The sequence below is a fragment of the Streptomyces sp. NPDC051664 genome, from assembly GCF_044453545.1.
In the GTDB taxonomy this organism is placed as follows: Bacteria; Actinomycetota; Actinomycetes; order Streptomycetales; family Streptomycetaceae; genus Streptomyces.
Genome location: NZ_JBITCU010000037.1, coordinates 39,657 through 58,330, shown reverse-complemented (window position 1 = coordinate 58,330; position 18,674 = coordinate 39,657). Strand labels below are relative to the sequence as shown.

17 protein-coding genes are annotated in these 18,674 nt (G+C 68.2%); 8 read left to right on the top strand and 9 right to left on the bottom strand.

Annotated elements, in window-relative coordinates; genetic code table 11:
- Positions 1-714: 714 nt before the first annotated feature.
- Together ssb and ACIA8E_RS36335 are read right to left on the bottom strand one after the other, a co-directional pair.
- Positions 715-1,194 (bottom strand): single-stranded DNA-binding protein, encoded by a 480-nt coding sequence (gene ssb, locus ACIA8E_RS36340; RefSeq protein ID WP_399304870.1) that lies wholly within the window; start codon positions 1,192-1,194, stop codon positions 715-717.
- Between the two features lie 65 nt (positions 1,195-1,259).
- On the bottom strand, positions 1,260-1,676 hold the full coding sequence (locus tag ACIA8E_RS36335; RefSeq protein WP_399304867.1) for a hypothetical protein: 417 nt from the start codon (positions 1,674-1,676) through the stop codon (positions 1,260-1,262).
- A gap of 154 nt (positions 1,677-1,830) precedes the next feature.
- On the opposite strand from ACIA8E_RS36335, the gene ACIA8E_RS36330 reads away from it, so the two are divergent.
- Both ACIA8E_RS36330 and ACIA8E_RS36325 read left to right on the top strand, forming a co-directional pair.
- Positions 1,831-3,486, top strand: coding sequence for a hypothetical protein (locus ACIA8E_RS36330; RefSeq protein WP_399304865.1), 1,656 nt, complete (start codon positions 1,831-1,833; stop codon positions 3,484-3,486).
- 466 nt (positions 3,487-3,952) lie between these two features.
- Entirely contained in the window at positions 3,953-4,480 is a 528-nt protein-coding gene (locus ACIA8E_RS36325) for a hypothetical protein (protein WP_399304862.1), read from the top strand.
- A 78-nt stretch (positions 4,481-4,558) separates the two neighbouring features.
- Here ACIA8E_RS36325 and ACIA8E_RS36320 read toward each other — a convergent pair whose 3' ends face one another.
- A complete protein-coding gene (locus ACIA8E_RS36320) occupies positions 4,559-5,302 on the bottom strand; it encodes a hypothetical protein (RefSeq protein ID WP_399304861.1) in 744 nt (247 codons plus the stop codon).
- Positions 5,303-5,411: 109 nt separating this feature from the next.
- Positions 5,412-6,266, bottom strand: a complete 855-nt coding sequence (locus tag ACIA8E_RS36315) for a hypothetical protein (protein ID WP_399304858.1) — start codon at positions 6,264-6,266, stop codon at positions 5,412-5,414.
- Between ACIA8E_RS36315 and ACIA8E_RS36310 the strand changes: the two genes are divergently transcribed.
- The 3 genes from ACIA8E_RS36310 to ACIA8E_RS36300 all read left to right on the top strand — a co-directional run bounded on the left by ACIA8E_RS36310 (position 6,237) and on the right by ACIA8E_RS36300 (position 12,141).
- Positions 6,237-8,459 carry a Tn3 family transposase gene (locus tag ACIA8E_RS36310; protein WP_399304855.1) on the top strand — a complete coding sequence of 741 codons (2,223 nt, stop codon included), beginning with the start codon at positions 6,237-6,239 and terminating at the stop codon, positions 8,457-8,459. The two genes, ACIA8E_RS36315 and ACIA8E_RS36310, sit on opposite strands and share 30 nt — an antisense overlap.
- 336 nt (positions 8,460-8,795) lie before the next feature.
- Positions 8,796-11,333 (top strand): hypothetical protein, encoded by a 2,538-nt coding sequence (locus tag ACIA8E_RS36305; protein WP_399304853.1) that lies wholly within the window; start codon positions 8,796-8,798, stop codon positions 11,331-11,333.
- 202 nt (positions 11,334-11,535) lie between these two features.
- A complete protein-coding gene (locus ACIA8E_RS36300) occupies positions 11,536-12,141 on the top strand; it encodes a recombinase family protein (protein WP_399304850.1) in 606 nt (201 codons plus the stop codon).
- Between the two features lie 28 nt (positions 12,142-12,169).
- Here the strand turns inward: ACIA8E_RS36300 and ACIA8E_RS36295 are convergent, their stop codons facing one another.
- The gene (locus ACIA8E_RS36295; protein WP_399304847.1) at positions 12,170-12,460 is read right to left on the bottom strand and encodes a hypothetical protein; all 291 of its coding nucleotides are present in this window, start codon (positions 12,458-12,460) and stop codon (positions 12,170-12,172) included.
- 258 nt (positions 12,461-12,718) lie between these two features.
- Here ACIA8E_RS36295 and ACIA8E_RS36290 point away from each other — a divergent pair, with 258 nt between their 5' ends.
- Positions 12,719-13,072: a hypothetical protein gene (locus ACIA8E_RS36290; RefSeq protein ID WP_399304844.1), complete on the top strand. Its 354-nt coding sequence runs from the start codon at positions 12,719-12,721 to the stop codon at positions 13,070-13,072.
- Between the two features lie 43 nt (positions 13,073-13,115).
- Here the strand turns inward: ACIA8E_RS36290 and ACIA8E_RS36285 are convergent, their stop codons facing one another.
- The 4 genes from ACIA8E_RS36285 to ACIA8E_RS36270 all read right to left on the bottom strand — a co-directional run bounded on the left by ACIA8E_RS36285 (position 13,116) and on the right by ACIA8E_RS36270 (position 17,185).
- On the bottom strand, positions 13,116-13,751 hold the full coding sequence (locus tag ACIA8E_RS36285; protein WP_399304841.1) for a DNA-binding protein: 636 nt from the start codon (positions 13,749-13,751) through the stop codon (positions 13,116-13,118).
- A gap of 91 nt (positions 13,752-13,842) precedes the next feature.
- Positions 13,843-14,418 (bottom strand): adenylate kinase, encoded by a 576-nt coding sequence (locus ACIA8E_RS36280; protein WP_399304839.1) that lies wholly within the window; start codon positions 14,416-14,418, stop codon positions 13,843-13,845.
- Between the two features lie 395 nt (positions 14,419-14,813).
- Positions 14,814-15,995 carry a hypothetical protein gene (locus ACIA8E_RS36275; protein WP_399304836.1) on the bottom strand — a complete coding sequence of 394 codons (1,182 nt, stop codon included), beginning with the start codon at positions 15,993-15,995 and terminating at the stop codon, positions 14,814-14,816.
- 938 nt (positions 15,996-16,933) lie between these two features.
- Entirely contained in the window at positions 16,934-17,185 is a 252-nt protein-coding gene (locus ACIA8E_RS36270; RefSeq protein WP_399304833.1) for a hypothetical protein, read from the bottom strand.
- Positions 17,186-17,229: 44 nt separating this feature from the next.
- Between ACIA8E_RS36270 and ACIA8E_RS36265 the strand changes: the two genes are divergently transcribed.
- Positions 17,230-18,333 (top strand): tyrosine-type recombinase/integrase, encoded by a 1,104-nt coding sequence (locus ACIA8E_RS36265; protein ID WP_399304876.1) that lies wholly within the window; start codon positions 17,230-17,232, stop codon positions 18,331-18,333.
- Complete coding sequence (locus ACIA8E_RS36260) at positions 18,330-18,674, top strand: helix-turn-helix domain-containing protein (RefSeq protein WP_399304830.1); 345 nt, start codon at positions 18,330-18,332, stop codon at positions 18,672-18,674. Before ACIA8E_RS36265 ends, ACIA8E_RS36260 begins: the two co-directional genes overlap by 4 nt.

The following is an 18,674-nucleotide window of genomic DNA, read 5'->3' as shown; positions in this document are numbered from 1 at the left end:
CACCCGCCGAGTACGAGACCAACTACTACACGGAACTCACAAAACCCCAGGCCACAACCACAATCTGAGATCTCTACCGAACCCGGGGCGGTTCAGGGTCCCTGGCTACTGGGGACGAGTCCCCGTCTCCTTGAGGCGGCACGAGACCAACCCGTACCGGTCCCGTGTGTCCTTCCTCGAGGACGCACAGGCCACCCCCGCACCTGCCCCGGTCGCGGAGTCCGGCGGTCGGGCTGCTGCGGGGTTATGGCTTTTGGTGGGGTGGTTCGAAGGTATTGCCGGGAGTGTGGGGTGCTGCTGTCGCCGACGAAGTCGGCGACAGCAATGTTCTGTTCGGGTAGGTAGGTCACGGCGGTGGCGAGCGTTGGAACAGGCCCGCCGTCGGGTGGCGGCGATGCAGCGTGGGGACGAGGACGTGCTCGGTCTCACAGCCCGTGTCACAGGTGCCCGTCTACCGGGGGCGGTCAGGACGGCCGTCCTGCGCTTTCGCCGGAGGCACGGCCAGGATGTTCCGTATTGTCATGGTGTCCAGGTCAGTGCGCTCGGCAATGTGACGAACGGGCTCTCCGGCTCGGCGGGCCGCCCAGATCGCTGCTGTCAGATCGCGGCGGGCTGTGTGCAGAGCCTGCTGTGCCGCGATGACGGCTGCTGCGGCAGCTTCCAGGCCTGCTGTGCCGTCCGGGGCGCTACTGGCGGAAGTGGGCGAGGCCGGCATCAGAACGGGGGCTCCCCGGCCGGGACGTCTGCGCCGCCGGCGGGCTCAGAGGGCCGGACCGGACTGGCCGTGGCCCACGGATCGTCCGGCGCGGTCTCACGCGGCGGGACAGGACGGGCAGTACGGGTGATCGTGACCGTCGCGAAGGTCATGGAAGCCCCCACATCGTCGGCATCCAGCACCATCCGTGAACGCTTCTCTCCTTCCGGGGTCTCCCATCGGTCGGTACGCAGCCGGCCCGCCACCACAACCCGGGATCCCTTCGACAACGACCCAGCCACGTTCTCCGCCAGCTGCCGCCAGCAACTGCAGTCCAGGAACGTCGACTCCCCGTCCCGCCAGGTGTTCGTATCCCGGTCAAACGTCCGGGGCGTCGACGCCACCGTGAACCGGGCAACCGCCACCCCGGCAGAAGTGAACCGCAACTCCGGGTCATCCACGAGATTCCCGATCACCGTCAAAGGAAGGTCATTACGCATGACGTCAACACTGACACACCCCTATGACACCGCCCCCAACTTCGCATCAGTACTGCGCCGGGCCGCTACCCGGTGGTGCGGTCAGACTCGGGAAACGGCGGCGGGAAATGCCGGTCCAGGATCTCCGCCCACCGGTGCAGCATGACAAAACCGGTGGTGTCGGCCTGCGCCTGAACCAGCTCGGTCAGCGCGCCGACGAACGGCTGGACCGCAGTGTCCGCAGGCAACGCGGCAAAGGCCTGCTGCAACCGCTCGCGCGCGGCATGGAACACACCCGTGGCCCACACATCCTCCTCCAGAACCCGCTTACACCCTTCCTCACCCATGATCCGCATGATCGTGAACTGCGGGCAATCAGGCATGTGCCAGACCTCGCCGAGCATTCCGCCGGCCCTGGCGGACAAGACGCGGGTATTGTCCGGGCCCGGCAGAGCGAAGCAGTCAGCGCAGTCGACGCGCTCCATATCCAGATGGTCAGTCACGCGGAGCTCCCTTTCCGAACGGAGGCAAGCCTGCCACCCCTGATCATCAGACGACCAGGGTTCCCCCGCCAGGGCTTCGGGGGCTGATCGGCTGGTATCCCCGATGATGGGGACCGTCCGGGCAAACGGATCAAGCAACGCTGGGAGTACGCACATGGCAGTGGAGGCCGGTACGCAGGAGGAGCACGTCGTGGGGCGGGTATGGACAATGCGCCTGGACCCCTACGACCGTCCCTCCGCCGGCACGGTCCGGCTCTCCTGCTCCCGCCCGGCCTGCGCCGACCAGCGCTTGCCCAACGCCACTGCGGGACGCAAGGCAGCGGTCGCACACGTCAACACGCACCTGGCCCACATCCGCGCGGGCGGCGGGCCGCGCCCCGGGGCGCGGTGCGGCTGCCGCGCCGCCGACTGCGCGTGGCACACCCCCGACCCCGACACCCTCCCCAAAAGGCAGACCGATGCACGGCCGATGGCGGGAGCGGTGCGGTGCGGGGGCCCAGTGGTCCTGGCGGTATACGCGGACCGGGCCGGGCGGCTGTGGCGGATCGCGGAGACGTGCGCGCGCTGCGCGGCCGCCACCCCCGATTGCCGTGTCCTGGACACCGCCCCACCACCGCCCCGCCCCACCCCGGCCCCGACCGAGGCGGGCAAGGAAACGGCGCAGAAGCCAGGGGCGGAGCGCAAGCCCGCAGGCAGCACCGCCGGGGGTGGGGCGGCGGTGTTCTCCGACCACGGCCCCTCCCCCGTGGCCGACGCTTCTTCTTGCACGGCCGCCGGGCCGGCTCCGGTGCCCCGCGCCCGCGCCGCCTCATCGGCAACAACGCCTGAGCGGGCGAAGCGGTGGGGGAAAATCGCGCAGCGGCCCGTGCCGCACGACCTTCAGCCCGACGTGCTACGCGTGGAACTCATCGAGCTCGGCGACGCGTTCCGCGTCTATCAACGACGTGCTGAACCCGACCTTGCTCTCCTCGCCCGCCTCCATGAGCGCAAGGCCCGCGCGTTCGCCTTGTGGGCCAACGTCACCGACGACGGATCCCTGCGCCACGAGGCGAAACGCGCCGAGAGTGCCGCGCAGACCACCCGCGACATGCACGGCAACCGTGTCGGCCGGCCAGTCGGCGACACGGTGAGCAGGGACGAGCCGGTGGTGGAACGGCTGCTGACCCGCAGCCAGGCCGCGCACGCCCGCACCGTGCTGGACTACGTCCAGGCCAACGCACCCCATCCCGACGCCGAAGTACGCCTCGCGGTGCTCCTGCTCACCCTGCGGGCCGCGCGCGCCGGCACCGGAAACATCACCGGACAAGACCTCACCGGCTGGCTGCCCGGCGACGCCGAGCAGGTACTGGAACGGCTGATCGCAGCCGACTGGCTACGCCTGCCCGGCACCGTCACCGAAACCCTCGCCTCGCGCCCCGAGGACCCCACCGCGTTCACCGTCCCCACACTGCTGCCCGAGCGCCCCCGCCCGTTCACCTTCGGCAAGACCACCCGCTCCAGAATCTCCGGCTGGGCCCAAAAGGTCGTGGGCGACCGGAAGATCCGCAAGAAGAAACTGGGCGCCACCACCCGGCTCCTCGCCCTGTACACCGCCGCCCACACCCGCCCCGACGGCCGCCTCGGACACGCCGAGGACGGCGGACTCCACCTGGACAAGATCGCCGCGCTCTGCGCCCTGCCACCCGAAAAAGTCACCGAGCACGCCGGGCTGCTGGTCACCGCCGACTGGCTCACCGAAGCCGACACCACCCAAGGAATGCTGCACGGACAGCTCGCCGAGCGGGCCCTACCGCTCGGAGGGCTGCTGTAACACGCTTCCCGCAACGACGACAGCCTCACCAACCTCCCCGTCCACACCGACACCCCATTTCTTCCAGTTCTTCCAGCGTCAGTCCGGAAGAAAGGGGCCGGTCCCCAGGCGGCAGCGCGAGCTTGGGAGCGGCCCGGCTGCCCCAGAGCGCCTGGGAGCACCAGGCCGACAACGAGCGAAGCGGCCGCGATACTTCTGCGCATCTTGATCCTCAAATCGGGGGTCACAGGTGCAGGTGAAAGTCACCTCCCGCCTGCTACCGGCAGAAGACCGCATTCAAGCCGGCAGGAAGCGGAACGAACTTTCGTCCTGGACAAAGCTGAAACACAGAGCGCTCCAGGTTCCCGCCCACGACACCCTCCGTGACACCGTGACAATCACGGTGCCCAGAAACGCCGCGCCGGGTGAGCGCTATGCCGTGATCTGGGCACAAGTCAGGGGCAATCGAGGTGATGGTGTCGCCCTGGTGAGCCGCACCGGCATCCGGATGTACCTCTCCGTCGGCGGCCACAACCCCCCGGCCCCGAACTTCACCGCCCGCACGATGACAGCTCAACGCGGCCCGGGCGGGCGCGCGATCGTGCGCGCCCAGATCATCAACACCGGGGGCCGCGCCCTGGACCTGTCCGGCACCCTGAAGCTCGCCTCCGTGTCCGGAAGCCTGAGCGCCGGCCCCTACCAGGTACAGCTGGGCACGAGCCTGGCACCCCACCAGTCCGAGCCGGTGATCATTCCCGTAACCGACGAAGTCGCCGACGGCCCCTGGCGCGCCACCCTAGAACTCAGAAGCGGACTGCTCGTCAAGAAGTTCCACGCCAAGATCAAATTCCCGCACACCCACGGCATGGCCCCGGCAGCCGCCGTAGACGCCGAAGCATCCAGCGGTAACGCACTCAAGGGGCTGGTCGCAGGAACCCTCCTGCTGGGCACCGCCCTCCTGATCATCACCAACCGCATCCGCCGCCGACACGACAGAACAACAGCTGACGCGTAACAACCCGCGGGCCACCCCTTCTCGCCCTGCGGCCCACGGCCGCAGGAACAGGGAATGCTGAATCACCTGAGGCCATCGTCAGCTCCTTTCCGGGCCCGTCAGCTGCGGCCACAGCAGCTTGATGTCGTGGGCGACCCGCTCGGCCAGGACGACGGGGTCGTTGGCCGTCCACTGGTGAGCTGTCCCGATGGCGTCGGCAGCCTTCGTCCTAGAGGTGCTCTTGCCGGGGAACGAGCCGGACTCCGCGCGGGCGGTGAAGGTCGCCGGGGCCGGCGGGCGGGGCAGAAAGAGCAGCGGGTGGTGCGGAGTGAAGTCGAAGTGGCCGAGGCGGGCTGCGGGCGCTTCGTCGAAGAGCTGCGGTTCGGTCCACAGGCCGACGGTGACGACGATCCAGGTGTGCGGGTGGTCCGGGTCGTTGCACAGCCACAGGTCGAACGTGCCGACCAGGAGGTTCTCCTCCCACTTCCAGACCCTCGCCCGCGGATCGAGTTCATCGGCCCCGTCCCGGCGCAGCGGCATCAGGGCGCGCTCGAACGGGGCGATCAGATCGTCGTAGGCGTCGTGCAGGGCGCTGCTGACCGCGTGGTCGACGGTCCGTTCTTGGTCGGGGACGATCTCCCAGTACAGGAGGTCGGGCAGTTGCCCGGCCAGGTAGCGGTGCAGCCGGTCCACAGCGACCGGGAGGCCGTTCTCGCCGCGGCGGGCGTGCTCGGCGGCCGGCACGCGGACCCACCAGGCGTAGTACGGGACGTCGTCCTCGGAGGTGTCGTCGTCGCAGCAGTCCTCGTACTCGCAGCCCAGCGAGGCGGCGAGCTCCGTCATCGGCTGACGGGTGCGCTCCGCCAGGTCCGGTGTCTGGCCGGAGGCTGGCAGACCTGACCGGTGACGACTCCGAACACCGGCCACAAGCAGGCTTGATGGCCCGCGTCTGCTACCGCCGTCGTCCGAACCAGCGGCCCAGGCCTCGGCGGCGTCGCGGGTGCACGGGAGGCAGCGGGGTCTGTGGCCGTGGAGGACGCGACGGCCGTGGTGGAACCGCCGGTGCCGGCACAGTGGTGGAGGCCTCAATCCTCTCCGGCTCGGTGGGCAAGGGCTGCTGGGGTGTGGTGGGCTCCGTGGCCGGTGGTTCGGAGCTGTTGCTGGCCGTTGTGCTGGGCGGTGTTGTCGACGGCATCTGCGGTGGCGCGACTGCAGGAGGGGGCGTCCAGGACACGATGGGCGGCTTGCCGGACTGCGTGGCCTTCGTTCGGCGCTTGCGTTCCTCGGTCTGCAGGATGACCCGCTGTCGGGCTGTGACGGGCGGCGGGCAGGATGGTTCGGTGATCTTTCCGGTCTGCTCGTCGGCTCTCCAGTACGCGACTTGCCAGTGGTCCGTGGCGAACAGGCGCAGCTGCGGGGTTCGGCTCTTGGCGAAGATGTCCCAGTCGCCGACGGCCAGGACGTGCGTGCCAAACTCGAGCGGGTTGATGAGGGTGTCGAAGGCGGAGCGCAGCAGAACCTCGAAGCGTTCGGTGCCCGCGGGAATGTCGGTGGCGAGCACGGCGTACGGGCGGCCGCTCTTGCTCTCGTGCGCGATACGCTGGACTGTGCCGTACAGCGCGATCGGGTGTGTGATCGGCGTCTGGGTGCGGCGTAGTTCGTACAGCTTGGCGTACGAGGCGGGGGTCGGTCCGTAGCAGAACTCGCCCCAGCTGATGGGTCGTTTGCGGCCGTGTGGCTGGACGCGGAAGCGGCCCACGATGTCCGGGTCGAAGTCGTGCACCGGCGCGAGCCCCAGCGCCGCCACCCGATCCTGTTGACGGTCCTCGCGCAGTCGGCCGCCGACGTGCTGGACGAGGTCATCGGTCTGTTCGACCAGGCGGTCTCGGCGCGGGAGAGCCGGGCCCGGACCAAGATGCGCGCCGCGCTGGCGGCACGGGCTGCGGCGGGGGAGGGGCGCCAGGCGCTGCTGGACGAGATCCTGCCGGTGCTGCTGGACCCGGCCATCGAGGACGAGCAGGTCGGGGGACGGCTGCGGAACACCATCGGTATGGAGCGGCTGCGGGCCGCGGCCACCGAGGCCACCCCCCGGTTGCCGCGTGACCACGGGCACCTGGCGATGCTGGATGATTCCTACGCCTACCTGCGGCAGTTCACCCCGGACGTGCTGCGGGCCATCTCCTTCCAGGGCGGCGCTGGCGCGGAGTCGCTGATGGAGGCTGTGAAGATCCTGAAGGAGCTGAACGCGACCGGCGCGCGAAAGGTCCCCGACGGCGCTCCTGCGGACTTCGTGCCGGTGCGCTGGGCGGGTTATCTGGAGCAGGCAGTCAGGGCCAAGGACGCCACGGCGTACCGGCACTTTTGGGAGCTGACGGTGCTGCTCGGTCTGCGCGACGGGCTGCGGTCGGGCGATGTGTACGTGCCCTCGTCGCGACGGTACGCCGACCCGGCCTCGTACCTGTTCACGCCCGAGCGGTGGAGCGGACAGCGGGACCAGTTCTGTGAGCTGGTCGGCAAACCCGTGTCGGCCAGGGCCGCGTTGGAGGGGTGCAAGGAGGAGTTGGAGTCGGCGATGGGGGACCTGGAGAAGGTCCTGGGCAACGGGGAGGCTGGGGTGGGGGAGGTGCGGCTGTCGGATAAGGGAGAGCTGGTCATCCCGCCACTGTCGGCCGAGGACGTTCCGGCCGAGGCCGCCTCGTTGCGCGACGAGCTCTCTGAGCTGCTGCCGCTGGCCCCGATCGCCTCGCTGTTGGTGGAGCTGGACCGCCGCACCGGGTTCCTGGACTGCATCACCCACGCCGGCGGGAAGCAGTCGCGTACCCCGGAGCTCAAGCGCAACCTGTTGGCGGTGCTCATCGCCAACGCCACGAATCTGGGGCTGGTGCGGATGGCGGAGGCATGCGGGATCTCCTACGACATCCTGGCCTGGACCCAGGAGTGGTACATCCGCGAGGAGACCCTGGCCGCGGCGAACGCGGCGATCGTGAACTACCACCACCGTCTTCCGCTGACCCAGGTCTTCGGCGGCGGCACGCTGTCGTCATCCGACGGGCAGCGGTTCCCGGTGCAGGGCAAGTCGACCACGGCGCGGACGATGAAGAAGTACTTCGCCGGGCAGGGCCTGTCCACCTACACGCACGTTTCGGACCAGCACTCGACGTTCGGTACAAAGGTCATCGTGGTCACTCGGCGCGAGGCCCAGTACGTGCTGGACGAGATCATGGGCAACAAGACCGACTTGCCGATCACCGAGCACGCCACCGACACGCACGGCGTGACCCTGGTCAACTTCGCCCTGTTCGGCTTGGTGGGGATGCAGCTCTCGCCACGGATCCGGGACCTGGGGAAGATCACCCTGTACCGAATGGACCCGCAGCGCGACGTCAGCAAGATCTGGCCGGTCGCCGGACCATTGCTTACCCAGAAGATCAACATGGGGTTGATCGAAGAGAACTGGGACGATCTGCTGCGGCTGGCCGCCTCGATCAAGTTCGGGCACGCCACCGCCTCCCTGATCGTCGGCAAACTCTCTGCTTCCTCCCGGCAGAACACCCTGGCCGCCGCCCTCAAGGAGTACGGGGCGCTTCGGCGCACGATCTACGCCGCCCGCTACCTGGCGGACGAAACCTACCGTCGCAAGATCGCCCGGCAACTCAACAAGGGCGAGTCCCTGCACTCCCTGCGCCGGGACCTCCACTACGCCCACCAGGGCAAGATCCGCGAACGGTTCCTGGCCGGACAGACCGAACAGGCGTGGTGCCTGACCGTGCTGACCAACTCGGTCGTGACCTGGACGAGCGAGTACTACGGCTTGGCCGTCGCGCAGATGCGGGCCGAGGGCCGTGCGGTGGATGACGAGCTGCTGGCGCACATCTCCCCTGCGCACAGCGAGAACGTCAACTACCACGGCACGATCAACGTCGAGGTCGACACCGAACTCGCCAAGCTCGACCCAGCCGGCTACCGGCCGCTGCGGTCACGGCGGCCGGAACGCGCATAGGGCCGGTCCACCCCGGAGACCGTCTATCTGTTTCTATCCGATCGGACTCAGCAATCTCATCACTGAGAGCCTGACCACGGGGGAACGCCGTCGGCGGGAGACCACCAGGGGCGGTCCCAGATACCGTCGGGCCGGGTGGCGGGGGCCAGGGCGAGGTCCTCGTCTATGAGATGCGCGAGGTAGTACCGCTCGACCTGTGGATATCGGGCCCGCACGCTGTGATCGCTGTCACCCGGGTGACCGGGGAGTTCTTGAACCCAATCGGCACGTAGATCGTAATATTTGACGGATGTTAAGCCTTATCGAATCTCGATCTCGCCCTGCGAGGGGGCCGTCGTGCTGCTGACGGACGCTCCGGTTTTGACGGAGCTGGACGGCAGGGATGTCACCCTCCGTTCCTTGCCAGTGGAAGGGGGCGTCGTGCACGCTTCCCTGCCCGGGTTCGTTCCGGGGAGCGTCGCGGCCGGGGATCCGATCGCGGCGCAGTTGGTCTCTGGTGGGGCGGTGGCCGATGTCACCGGTTACTACCTTCAGGGTCTTCCGCCGAGTCGGCCGCTGCTTGCGGACTGGCGTACGTGGCCGTGGCCGCCGGGCCTCGAACCGTTTCTGCTGATGGCGCATTCGTCTCCGCACAACCAGCTGTGCCTGATGGTGGACGGCGAGGCGCGGCCGGTCACGGATCAGGCGCTGGGCTCGTGGCTGCGGGCGCTGCCGGAGCTGAATACCTCGAAGCGGCCGCTGGAGGACCCGGTGGTGGCCTTGACGTGCAGCACGGGTGCGGTGCGCCCGCGGCTCGCCGACCTGGTCGGGCGCCTGGTCTGGTTTCCGCACGGTGAGATGACGGTAGGCGTCAAGCCGCTGGATGCGGTCGGCCGCGCGGCCGGGGACAAGGTGCGGTTGGGTGTGCATAGCACTGCAGATGGCGAGGGCGGGCAGTTCAGGTCGTCCTACCCCCAGGGTCCTGCCGGTGACCGGGTGCGATTCGCCTACCGTTCGCGGTTCGCCTCCCGTCCTGCCGACTGGCTGGTCGAACGCTCTGCCGCGCCCGGCACCCGGGCCCCGGTCTGGCTGCGCCCGTACCCGATCAGCGGCAAGCGTGCCCTGGGCCTGTGCTACTTCGACCGGCGCGACCTCGCATCCCGCTCGTCCGCTCTTGCCGCGCCGGTACTTAGTTCCTCGTACGTGGCGTGGACGCCGAACGACGCCTACCAGCCGGGGACTTCGGCGCACCCCGCACCGTCCGCCGGGGCCCTGCACGCGGCGGCCCGGCCCTGGCATAGCCGGGAACTGGGCGAGCTGCCCTTCGACCCCGATGGTGTGGCGATCGTGGTCTGCTACGTCGCCGACGGCTTGTTCGCCGTCTACGACGAGTGGCAGGACCTAACCTACTGGGAGACGCCGGGGGCCTTCGGCGCGCGCCTGCGCAAGGACCTGGCCGAGGCCGGCGGGTCGGCCCGGGGCAAGCTGCCGTCGCGTGTGCTGCTGTTGACCGACTTCGACGCGGTCTCCGACAGCGCGCGCGGGCAGCTCGCGCGGGGTCTCGGCGGCACGGACCTGATCACCGTGAACGCGCCGTCGGCGCTGTTCCTCGACGAGGGCTCGGAGCTCGGCGTTCCCAGGGCGCGCATCGCGCTGCTACCCGCAACCAGCCGCGTCACCGCTCCGGTGTGGACAGCCACGACCACTACCGGCACGTCTACCACATTGCCCCCGGCTCCAGCCCCGGGAGACCGCACGGACAGGGCGCTGCCGGCCGATACCGCGCTGCGGGGGTCGGTTCACACCACCCGGACACCCACCCACAGCACCGCCACCCCCCAGCCCTGGAGCTTCGATGCCGGTATGCGGACACTGCCGGCGCAGCGGCTGCTGAAGTGGGCGCCCAAGCGCGAGAACCAGCGGCGGGCCGCGCTGGACAGTGGCGCCGATCTGGCCGACGACTGCGTGCCGCTGGCCGCGGAGGGATTCGCGGCGGCGTACGGGCGGACGGGCAATCGCAGCGCGGAGGCAGAGGACGCGGCTGGCGATCAGGTGATCGCCAAGAAGGACTGGCTGGGGCTGATGGACATCCTGCAGGTAGTGCCCGAGCTGTGGCCCGATCCGGCCCAGTTGGCGAAAACACTGATGCAGGAGCCGGAACGGCTCGCGGTGGTGCGGCTGGCCCGGCAGAACCACCACGATCACGTGATCCTGGTGGTGCACGGCAGGGACCCCGATCACCCTGACCAGACGGGGGTCTGGCAAGTCGATTTCGCAAAGCACCCGGCGACCCGCCGCATCACCTCCCAGCCGGAACTGCTCACCCTGATGAGCCCCGCTTCCTCGACGGCGCTGCTCGACGGCAGCGGCTTGCCACTGAGCCTGTCAGGCGCTACAGAGCGGCGCATTCCCTACCGCGCCGCCCTGCCCGATCCAGGGGCAAGCCCGGCCGCGACCGACGGGCCAGAGCAAGCAACCCTGCCTGGGACATATATTCTTCAAGGTAATAGAAACGGGGCGTCCACCAATCAGAGCAACTCCGTCCTCCACACCACCGACCTTGGGCCCTGCGTTGCCGTGTGTGGACACAACGGCTCGCTGGCATTCATGATCCACAGCGATTCCCTCGCAAGTGGAGGGATAGGTCGAACCGATCTGATGCTTGGCATCAGAAGACTCGTGTCGATCGGCACAGGAGATGGTTGGGCCATCTCTCTCATCGGAGGTTCCACCGCAGGCTGCAGCAAGTACCTTCACCAACACCTTCCCAGTGCCACGATCCGCGATCTCGGCGAATCGGAAGGCGCCTTCATTACGGAGACCGGTCTGGTGGCGAAGACAAAGCGCGAACTCGCTGCACTTCTCGGGGTTCCCTCCATTTCCATCACTCAGTAGCAATGGTCCAGCCGCGACTTCCCCAGCCTCGGCGCGTAGCCGACCGGAGAGTTTTCGCCTGTGTCACAAGCATGGATGTGACACAGGCGACCGACCGGCAAGGCGTGATCACGTTCCCGCAGGTCGCACCGTGTCAGAAGCTGGTGTCATAAGGCTTGGTCAAAACCCGCGTCACGGCGTCAAGTTGTGGGACAGTCGCGGGATGGATCTTGCGTATTGCCGTGTAAGCACGACCGCTCAGGACCTCGCCCGGCAGATCGACGCGATGCACGCCGCCGGAGTCGCCGAGAAACACATCTACGTCGACAAGCGCACCGGCGCGAACATGGACCGCGAAGGCCTGACCGCGCTACTCGGCTTCGCCCGGCTCGGCGACCGGATCAACGTACTCACCCTGGACCGACTCGGCCGCAACATGCGCGAGACCCTGAACCTCGTGCACGACCTCACCAAGCGCGGCGTCTTCCTGCGCACCCTCGGCGACAAGCTCGCCGTGGACACCAGCGAATCCGGGCCCGGTACCGACATGGCCATCGCACTGCTGGCCATGTTCGCGCAGATGGAGCGGATCTACATGTTGGAACGCGCCTCAGGCGCCCGCGCCGCCAAACAAGCCCGCGGACTGCCGACCGGCCGCCCGGCGAAGCTCAACGCCACCACCAGAGCCGGAGCCGCCCAGCGGATCAAGGACGGCGCGATCCCCGAACAGGTCGCCGCCGACCTCGGCGTCAGCCGCTCCACGCTCTACCGGGAACTACGCAAACACCGCGAGAGCGCCGCCATCGAACATGCTGGCCAGGACGGCTGACCGCTGACCCAGGCTTCATCATCCCTGGTCAAGGATATCCGTTGGTTTTTCGGCGATTACTACAGGGACCCCATAACCGTTCGACGCTGTAGCCGAACCAGGCAACGAGCACGCGGCGGGCATCGCGGTTGGGCATTCGCTGGCCGTAGTACCAGGCCTCGATCGTGCTGGGGGCTGGCTCCAGCGTTGCGAGACGCGGATCGCTGTCGGCTTCTGCCAGCCGTTTCGCCTGCTCGACGAACCGAGGCAGAAATGCGCGGGGATCCCTCAGCTCACGCTCGTCGACGAGTCGGCGGAACAGCGTCGTAGACGTAGTCATGGGCGGCGCCCCTCGGTCGATGTCGGCACGTCACGAACGCCGACAGTAGATCTCTAACACCTCAAACCTTCCCGGAAGTTGCGGCCGGCAGTGATGCCGATGCGAAACCGGTGGAAGCGCGAGGAACCGGAGCTCCACATCGCCGGAATCCGATGGGAACCCGATGCCGGTGCGGGGGTGGAGCTGCTGCTGTTCCCCGCGCGAGCCTTGCAGCAGCCCTCACGGAGGGTGCCGGAGCGAACACGAGGGAGCGGTGCGATGGACGCCAGAGGCGCCACAGACGAGGTGGACCTCAACGCGATCGAGCAGGCCATCGACAACGCGCTTGCTCGCCGTATCGCGGTGCCCGCCCGCAGCATCATCGATGACGGGACCGACACCCTCGTGCAACACCTGCGGAGCCTGCTGGAGATCGACTACGGCCAGGACGACGACGGCGGCGCGGGTGTCCGCGCCCTGTTCCGAGTCGCATACCGGAACCTCGATGTTGCCGTGCGTCCCACGCCCGGGACATCGCAGCATTCCGCGTACACGTACTGGCGCAACATCGCTGGCTTAACTGCGGCCTTCCGCGACCTGTACCTCAAGCTGGAGGCCATGGAGCAGGCGTAACCGATGGGACCGCCTGGCCTCTCAAAGGCCCCCAATGTCGTGATCAGTTGGACGCGGAGCGGCGGCGGACGGCCGGAGTCGGTCCGGTCTCCTGGCTTGCCTGGGCGAGGAGGCGTTCCCAGGTGCGTGTGGACCCGCCGTGCTGGTGGGCGAGGGCTGCTGCGAGTTGATGGCGGGGGGTGTCTTCGGCGGTGCTGAGGGCTGCGGCAGCGGTGTGCAGGCGGGGATCGCCCTCGTAGGCGTGCGCTTTGCGGGGGCCTTTCCCCTTGCCTGGGGGCCGGCCGCCTCCCTTTCCCTGCCCGGGCGGGCTGTTCCGGCGCTCCTCGATGTCACGGCGGGGCCAGACGCGGACGCTGTAGACGGTCGTGCCTGCTGAGAGGTAGCCCTGGGTCGCGTAGGCGCGGACTGTGCTGGCCGCAACGCCGAGCAGGGTGGCTGTCTCTTCGTCGTTGAGGAGGTCGTCGGGATGTTCTCCAGTGGGCAGCGCGGGGATGGGCTGGCCGTTGAGGTGGGCGTGAGCCTGGGCGAGGTCGTAGATCAGGATGCGGCTGCTGGGGAAGAGGCTTGCCACGCGCTGGCGGAAGGCGGGGGCATCTCGCCGGCGCCAGGTGGCGATGGGGACGCCGGCCTGCCGGGCGAGGTCGGCTTCGTTGATCACGGGGCGGCTGTGGGGGATCACGAGAGGCTTCCTTGGCGGCTGTCGGTCAGGGACGGGCCTTGTAGGCTGGTAGTGCTTCCTCCGCCGGCGGTAACGTCGGCGTGGATGTTGGTTAGGGGCCGGTGGTGTGCCGGGCCGCTTCTTGCAAGCGGCTCTCCATCGGCCCTTTTGCTGTCTCCTGCTTCCAGCGTTGGACGTCGCGCGGGCTGCGGAGCCTGACGATCTCGACGCCCAGGTCGGCTGTCTCGGATACCTGCCGGGCATAGCGGGGCCGGTTTGCCCGGTACTTGCGGATGGCGGTACGCAGCAGCGATCGGCGGCTGAAGAATGCCGTGCTCCAGGTCAGCCGCCTGGCTTGGGCACTGTCGTCGCGGCCTGCGAGCTGGCGCAGACTGCGGCGAACGATTCGGTACACGATCAGGGGCAGCGGGAAGTCGAGCCAGACCAACGTGTCGGCCCGGTGCCAGACGACGTCGGCGAGCTTGGAGAAGTTGCCCTCAACGATCCATCCGTCGGTGCAGGTGATCTCTCCTGCCTGCCGGCGGAATTCCTCCAGCGGCAGCGGCCCGTCCGGGGTGAACAGAAGGTCGTCGAGGTCGGTGTGGGGCTGGTCCAGTTCTGTCGAGAGCCACCGGGCCAGGGTGGACTTTCCCGTGGCCGGCGCGCCGAACAAAGCGACCTTTCGCATGTGTGCCTCATCCTCATAGAGAGTCGACAGGTAAAACTTTACAGCATTCAGGACCGCTTTTCGTTTCGTGGGAGACCAGGCAGGTTGTGGTTCCTGCGCCGCCGAAGGCGGCTCCTTGGCCCCGCAGGGGCGGGCCCGCGCCCGAAGGGTGCTTGAGGGGCCCGGCGCGCAGCGCCTGCCCGAAGGGCAGAGAAAAGCCGCCCGTGGCCGAAGGCCACTCAGGGGGCGGCGTTTCCGCTGGTCCGCCCCGCGCCCGAAGGGCGCTTGAAGGGGCGGACGCCAGCCGCTTGCGGCTGTCCTTTCGCCGCGCGTCCCGCCCCGCATGATCATGCGGGGCGGGACGGTGATCCGGCCGGGGGCCGGACCCGGTGACAGGGTCCGGCCCTGCGGTGGTGCTACAGGCGGGGGAACAGCGCCCGCGTCGCCTGCGGGTGACGGTGCAGCATCCGCAGGAAGTCGCCCTGGAACGCGGCCCGCGCGGCGGTCTCGGCGGGGCTCATGTCGCCCACCCCCTTCTTGGTCTTCACGATCACTCCGTCCATGATGCTGATGCCCGCGCCCCCGAGATCGGAGAACACGTTGGTACGCAGGTGCAGGAACACCTGTCCCTCCTGCTCGGCGATCGTCACCGCGTAGGCGAGATCGGCCAGCGGGTAGACGAACGCGGTCCGCGACCGCTCGACGGGCAGAGACAGAAGCTCGGGGCGCAGTCCCCGGAGGTAGTGGGCGAGCGCCGCCCGGGTCGCCGCCCTCAGCGGCACGTCGATCTGCTGCGGGTCGAACTCCCTGACCATGGGGCGCCGCCACACTCCCGCCGTGCCGGTGGTGCAGACACGAAGGATCTCGTCGTACATCCTCCGCAGCTTGCGGTGGATGTACGACAGGTCGGCGGGCAGGTCCGGGCTGGTCAGGCTCTCCCATCCCTGCGGAAGCCGAAACTGGGCCGTCGCGGTGGCCGTGGCGGTGGAGAGCGCCGGTACGGGCTCAAGCACCCGCAGCGCGTCGCCGTCCACGATGTCCGCGCTGATCAGCGCGCCCAGTACGGATGCCTCCTCGACGATCCGTCGGGACCGGACGGCGGAGAGTCGCCCCGCCCGCACGGCCCGCGCCGCGACAACTGCGCGCTCCGCCTGGGTGCGTCCCACAAGGTGGGCGTGGAACCGCTTCTCGCCCTGGATGGACTCGCGGTCAACGGTGTGCGGGTCATAGCTCCACGAGACGACCGGACTCAGCTCGTAGGCGCGGCAGTGCTCCGCGAAACGGGCCGCGATGACTCCCAGCGCCCTGCCGAACTCCGGCGAGTGGTCGTGCAGCCCCGGCCGGGGCGTGACCCCGGCGGACATCAGCATCAGCTCATACAGGGCGTGCGGCGAACGCTTGTCGGTCAAGGCGTACGCCTCATCCGCCGACATGTTGATGTGCGCGTGAACGTTGGTCCACCCGTAGACGTCGTGGACGGTGCCCATGCGCTGAACGCCGTTCACGTACCCCGGGAACCCCTTCGCCGGAAGCGAGTCCACCACGCGAATGTCCCTGCGCCGGTTCTCCAGAGCTGCCGGAAGCAACTGACGGGTCATGGGATTTCCTTCCCTCGATGTTGGTTGCCGGTCGGGGTGTGCCGCCCCTTCCGACATGCATTACTTTACAGCACTTCAGCTCACTTTTCTATGCAAAAGCCCAGGTCAGAGCATGTTTATCGAGGGGCCCGGTGGGGGGTGGCGGCAGCGGGTCACAGGTCTGGCGGTGAACGCGCCGAAGGCGCCCGCCAGACCACCCCGGAGGGCCGCCAGGCCCTCCGGGGCGTCCCCGCCCGACCTGTGACCCGCTGCCGCCACCCCCCACCGGGCCCAGAGCGCTGCGCCCCGCGAGAGCTGCGCCCTAAGTGCCTGTTTCTGAACCCTCGGACGCGAGCGCTCGGTACCCTGAAATCAGGTAGGGCCCTGGGCCAAGACCTCCATGGAGGTCTTGAGGATGATCAAGGTTCTGACGATCCTCGGCGGGCTCCCGGTGGCGTTGGTGGTCAGCGTCGTTGCCCCTCGCTCTTCCGTCACATCAGTCTCAGAGCTTCCGTTCGGGGAGCGGTCACAGTGACCGCTCCCCGAACGCTTGCGGAAAGCTCCCATTCCGGACTCGTAGCCTCTGACCTGCTGCTGCGGGGTTCAGAAACAGGCACTAACGCAAAGAACGGGGCTGAGAGACCTTCCGACCTGCGGCGCATGTCCGCTGGCGCCAGTCCAGCGTCGGCTGCAACCGGTCGGACCATCCCGGCATCCACTCCCGCCGCGGGCGTGGGGCAGTCTCACGGGTTCCACGGATGCGCCTTTGCGCAGGTCAGCGCTGTGCAGCTTGTCCCACGACCCCGGACGGGTGAGGCGGGATGCGTTGCGCTTCCGGTGGTGGAGCCGGGCGCGGTAGCCTGGTAGGGACGTCAGGGGTCGTGGACCCCTGGAAGACGTGGGGCCAGGTGACCTGGGGCATGACCGGGAGCCTGGCCTGGCGCATGTCTGGGGTCCGTTCAGCGCACCTCGACGGGGAAGTCGATGACGCGCTCCCGGAGGATCTCCCGGTATCTCGGCTCGCCCAGCTTCTCCGCGCGCACCGCGCCGGCCACGATGTCGGCGACCCACAGCAGCGGCTCGGCCGCGGACCCGGATTTATTGCATCTGATGCAACATAGTGCACTGCCCTGCAGGCCCTCGGGCTCGTGACGCCAGGCACCCGCGCCCCGTTGACCTGGGACTTTTGAACTCTCCAGAATGCGATGCAACGATGATGCATCTACTGCAACAGCCTGGAGAGGCCGTGCATCTGCTGAACATACCCGGGGCCGCCCACCAGGTCCTGGCTGATGGGGTCATCCACCTCGACGAGCAACCCGCCGTGTTCGAAGCGATGTTGAGCGGGTGGGAGAAGCAACAGAAGAGTCGACTGCTGGGCGGCTCGACGGTCAAAGACAGGCTGAACTTGATCCGTCGTTTTCAGCGGTTCTGCAACGAGTACCCGTGGAACTGGACCCCGGCTGACCTGGAGGGTTTCACCTCATCGCTCATGGACCTTGAGCGGGCACACTCGACTCTGCGGGGATACCAGACGGACATCGGCCTGTTCTGCGACTACATCACCGACGAGCGCTACGACTGGCCCGAGCAGTGCTTCAACCGGTTCGGTACAGCGCCGGTGCAGATCTGCCACGAGTGGAACACCGCGGTTCATCTGTCCGAGTACGAGGGCAGACCCGAGCGGCGGGCGATGACGCACGACGAGATTGAAGCCTTCTTCGATCACGCAGATGCCCGTGTTCAGCGGATCGTCGACGCGGGCCGCAAGGGCGCCCTGGCGGCCCTGCGCGACTCCCAGATGTTCAAGACCATCTACGCCTACGGCCTGCGCCGCCGCGAGTTGGCCCGGCTCGACCTCGTGGACCTGCGGCACAACCCGGCAGTGGGCCACTGGGGCCGCTACGGAGCTCTGCACGTTCGCTACGGAAAGGCAACCAAGGGAAGCCCGCCGCGGAGGCGCCTGGTCCTGACGGTCCCCGAGTTCGACTGGATCGTCGACGGCATGAAGCAGTGGGTCGGGGTGGCCCGTCCCCGCTACAACGCCGGCGCCCATCCGGCTCTTTGGGTGACCGAGCGACGCTCTCGGGTCTCGACCCGCTACATCGACGACCGCTTCGCCGAAATACGCGACGAGCTTGAGCTGGACAAGGCTCTTGTCCCCCACTGCCTACGGCACAGCTACGTTTCCCACCTGGCGGAGTTCGGTTACCCAGAGAAGTTCATCCAGGAGCAGGTCGGACACTTCTACTCGTCGACGACGGCGATCTACACGCACGTCAGCAACGACTTCAAGAACCGGGTGCTCGCCACGGCACTCGATCGCGTCTACACCCCTGCCGGAGGCGGTTCACGATGAACAAGAAGATGGGTACTCGCTGGCACCTGCGGCAGGTAATGGCCGCCCGCGGGCTTTTCCAGACCAGTGATCTCGTTCCGCACCTCGCTGAACGTGGCGTCCACTTGTCGCGCGAACAGGTCTATCGACTGGTCACGCAGCCGCCGCAGCGGCTCAACATGGATGTCTTCGCGGCCCTCTGCGACATCCTCGATTGCGGCCCGCAGAACCTGATCGAAGTCGTTGCCGAGCCGAAGCAGGTCCGCAAGGCCGTCGGCGACGACACCCCGGAAACGGGCATCGGCGACCTACGGCCGATCCGTGCCCGGATCCGGCGGCCGGGAACCAGCGAGGACGCCTGA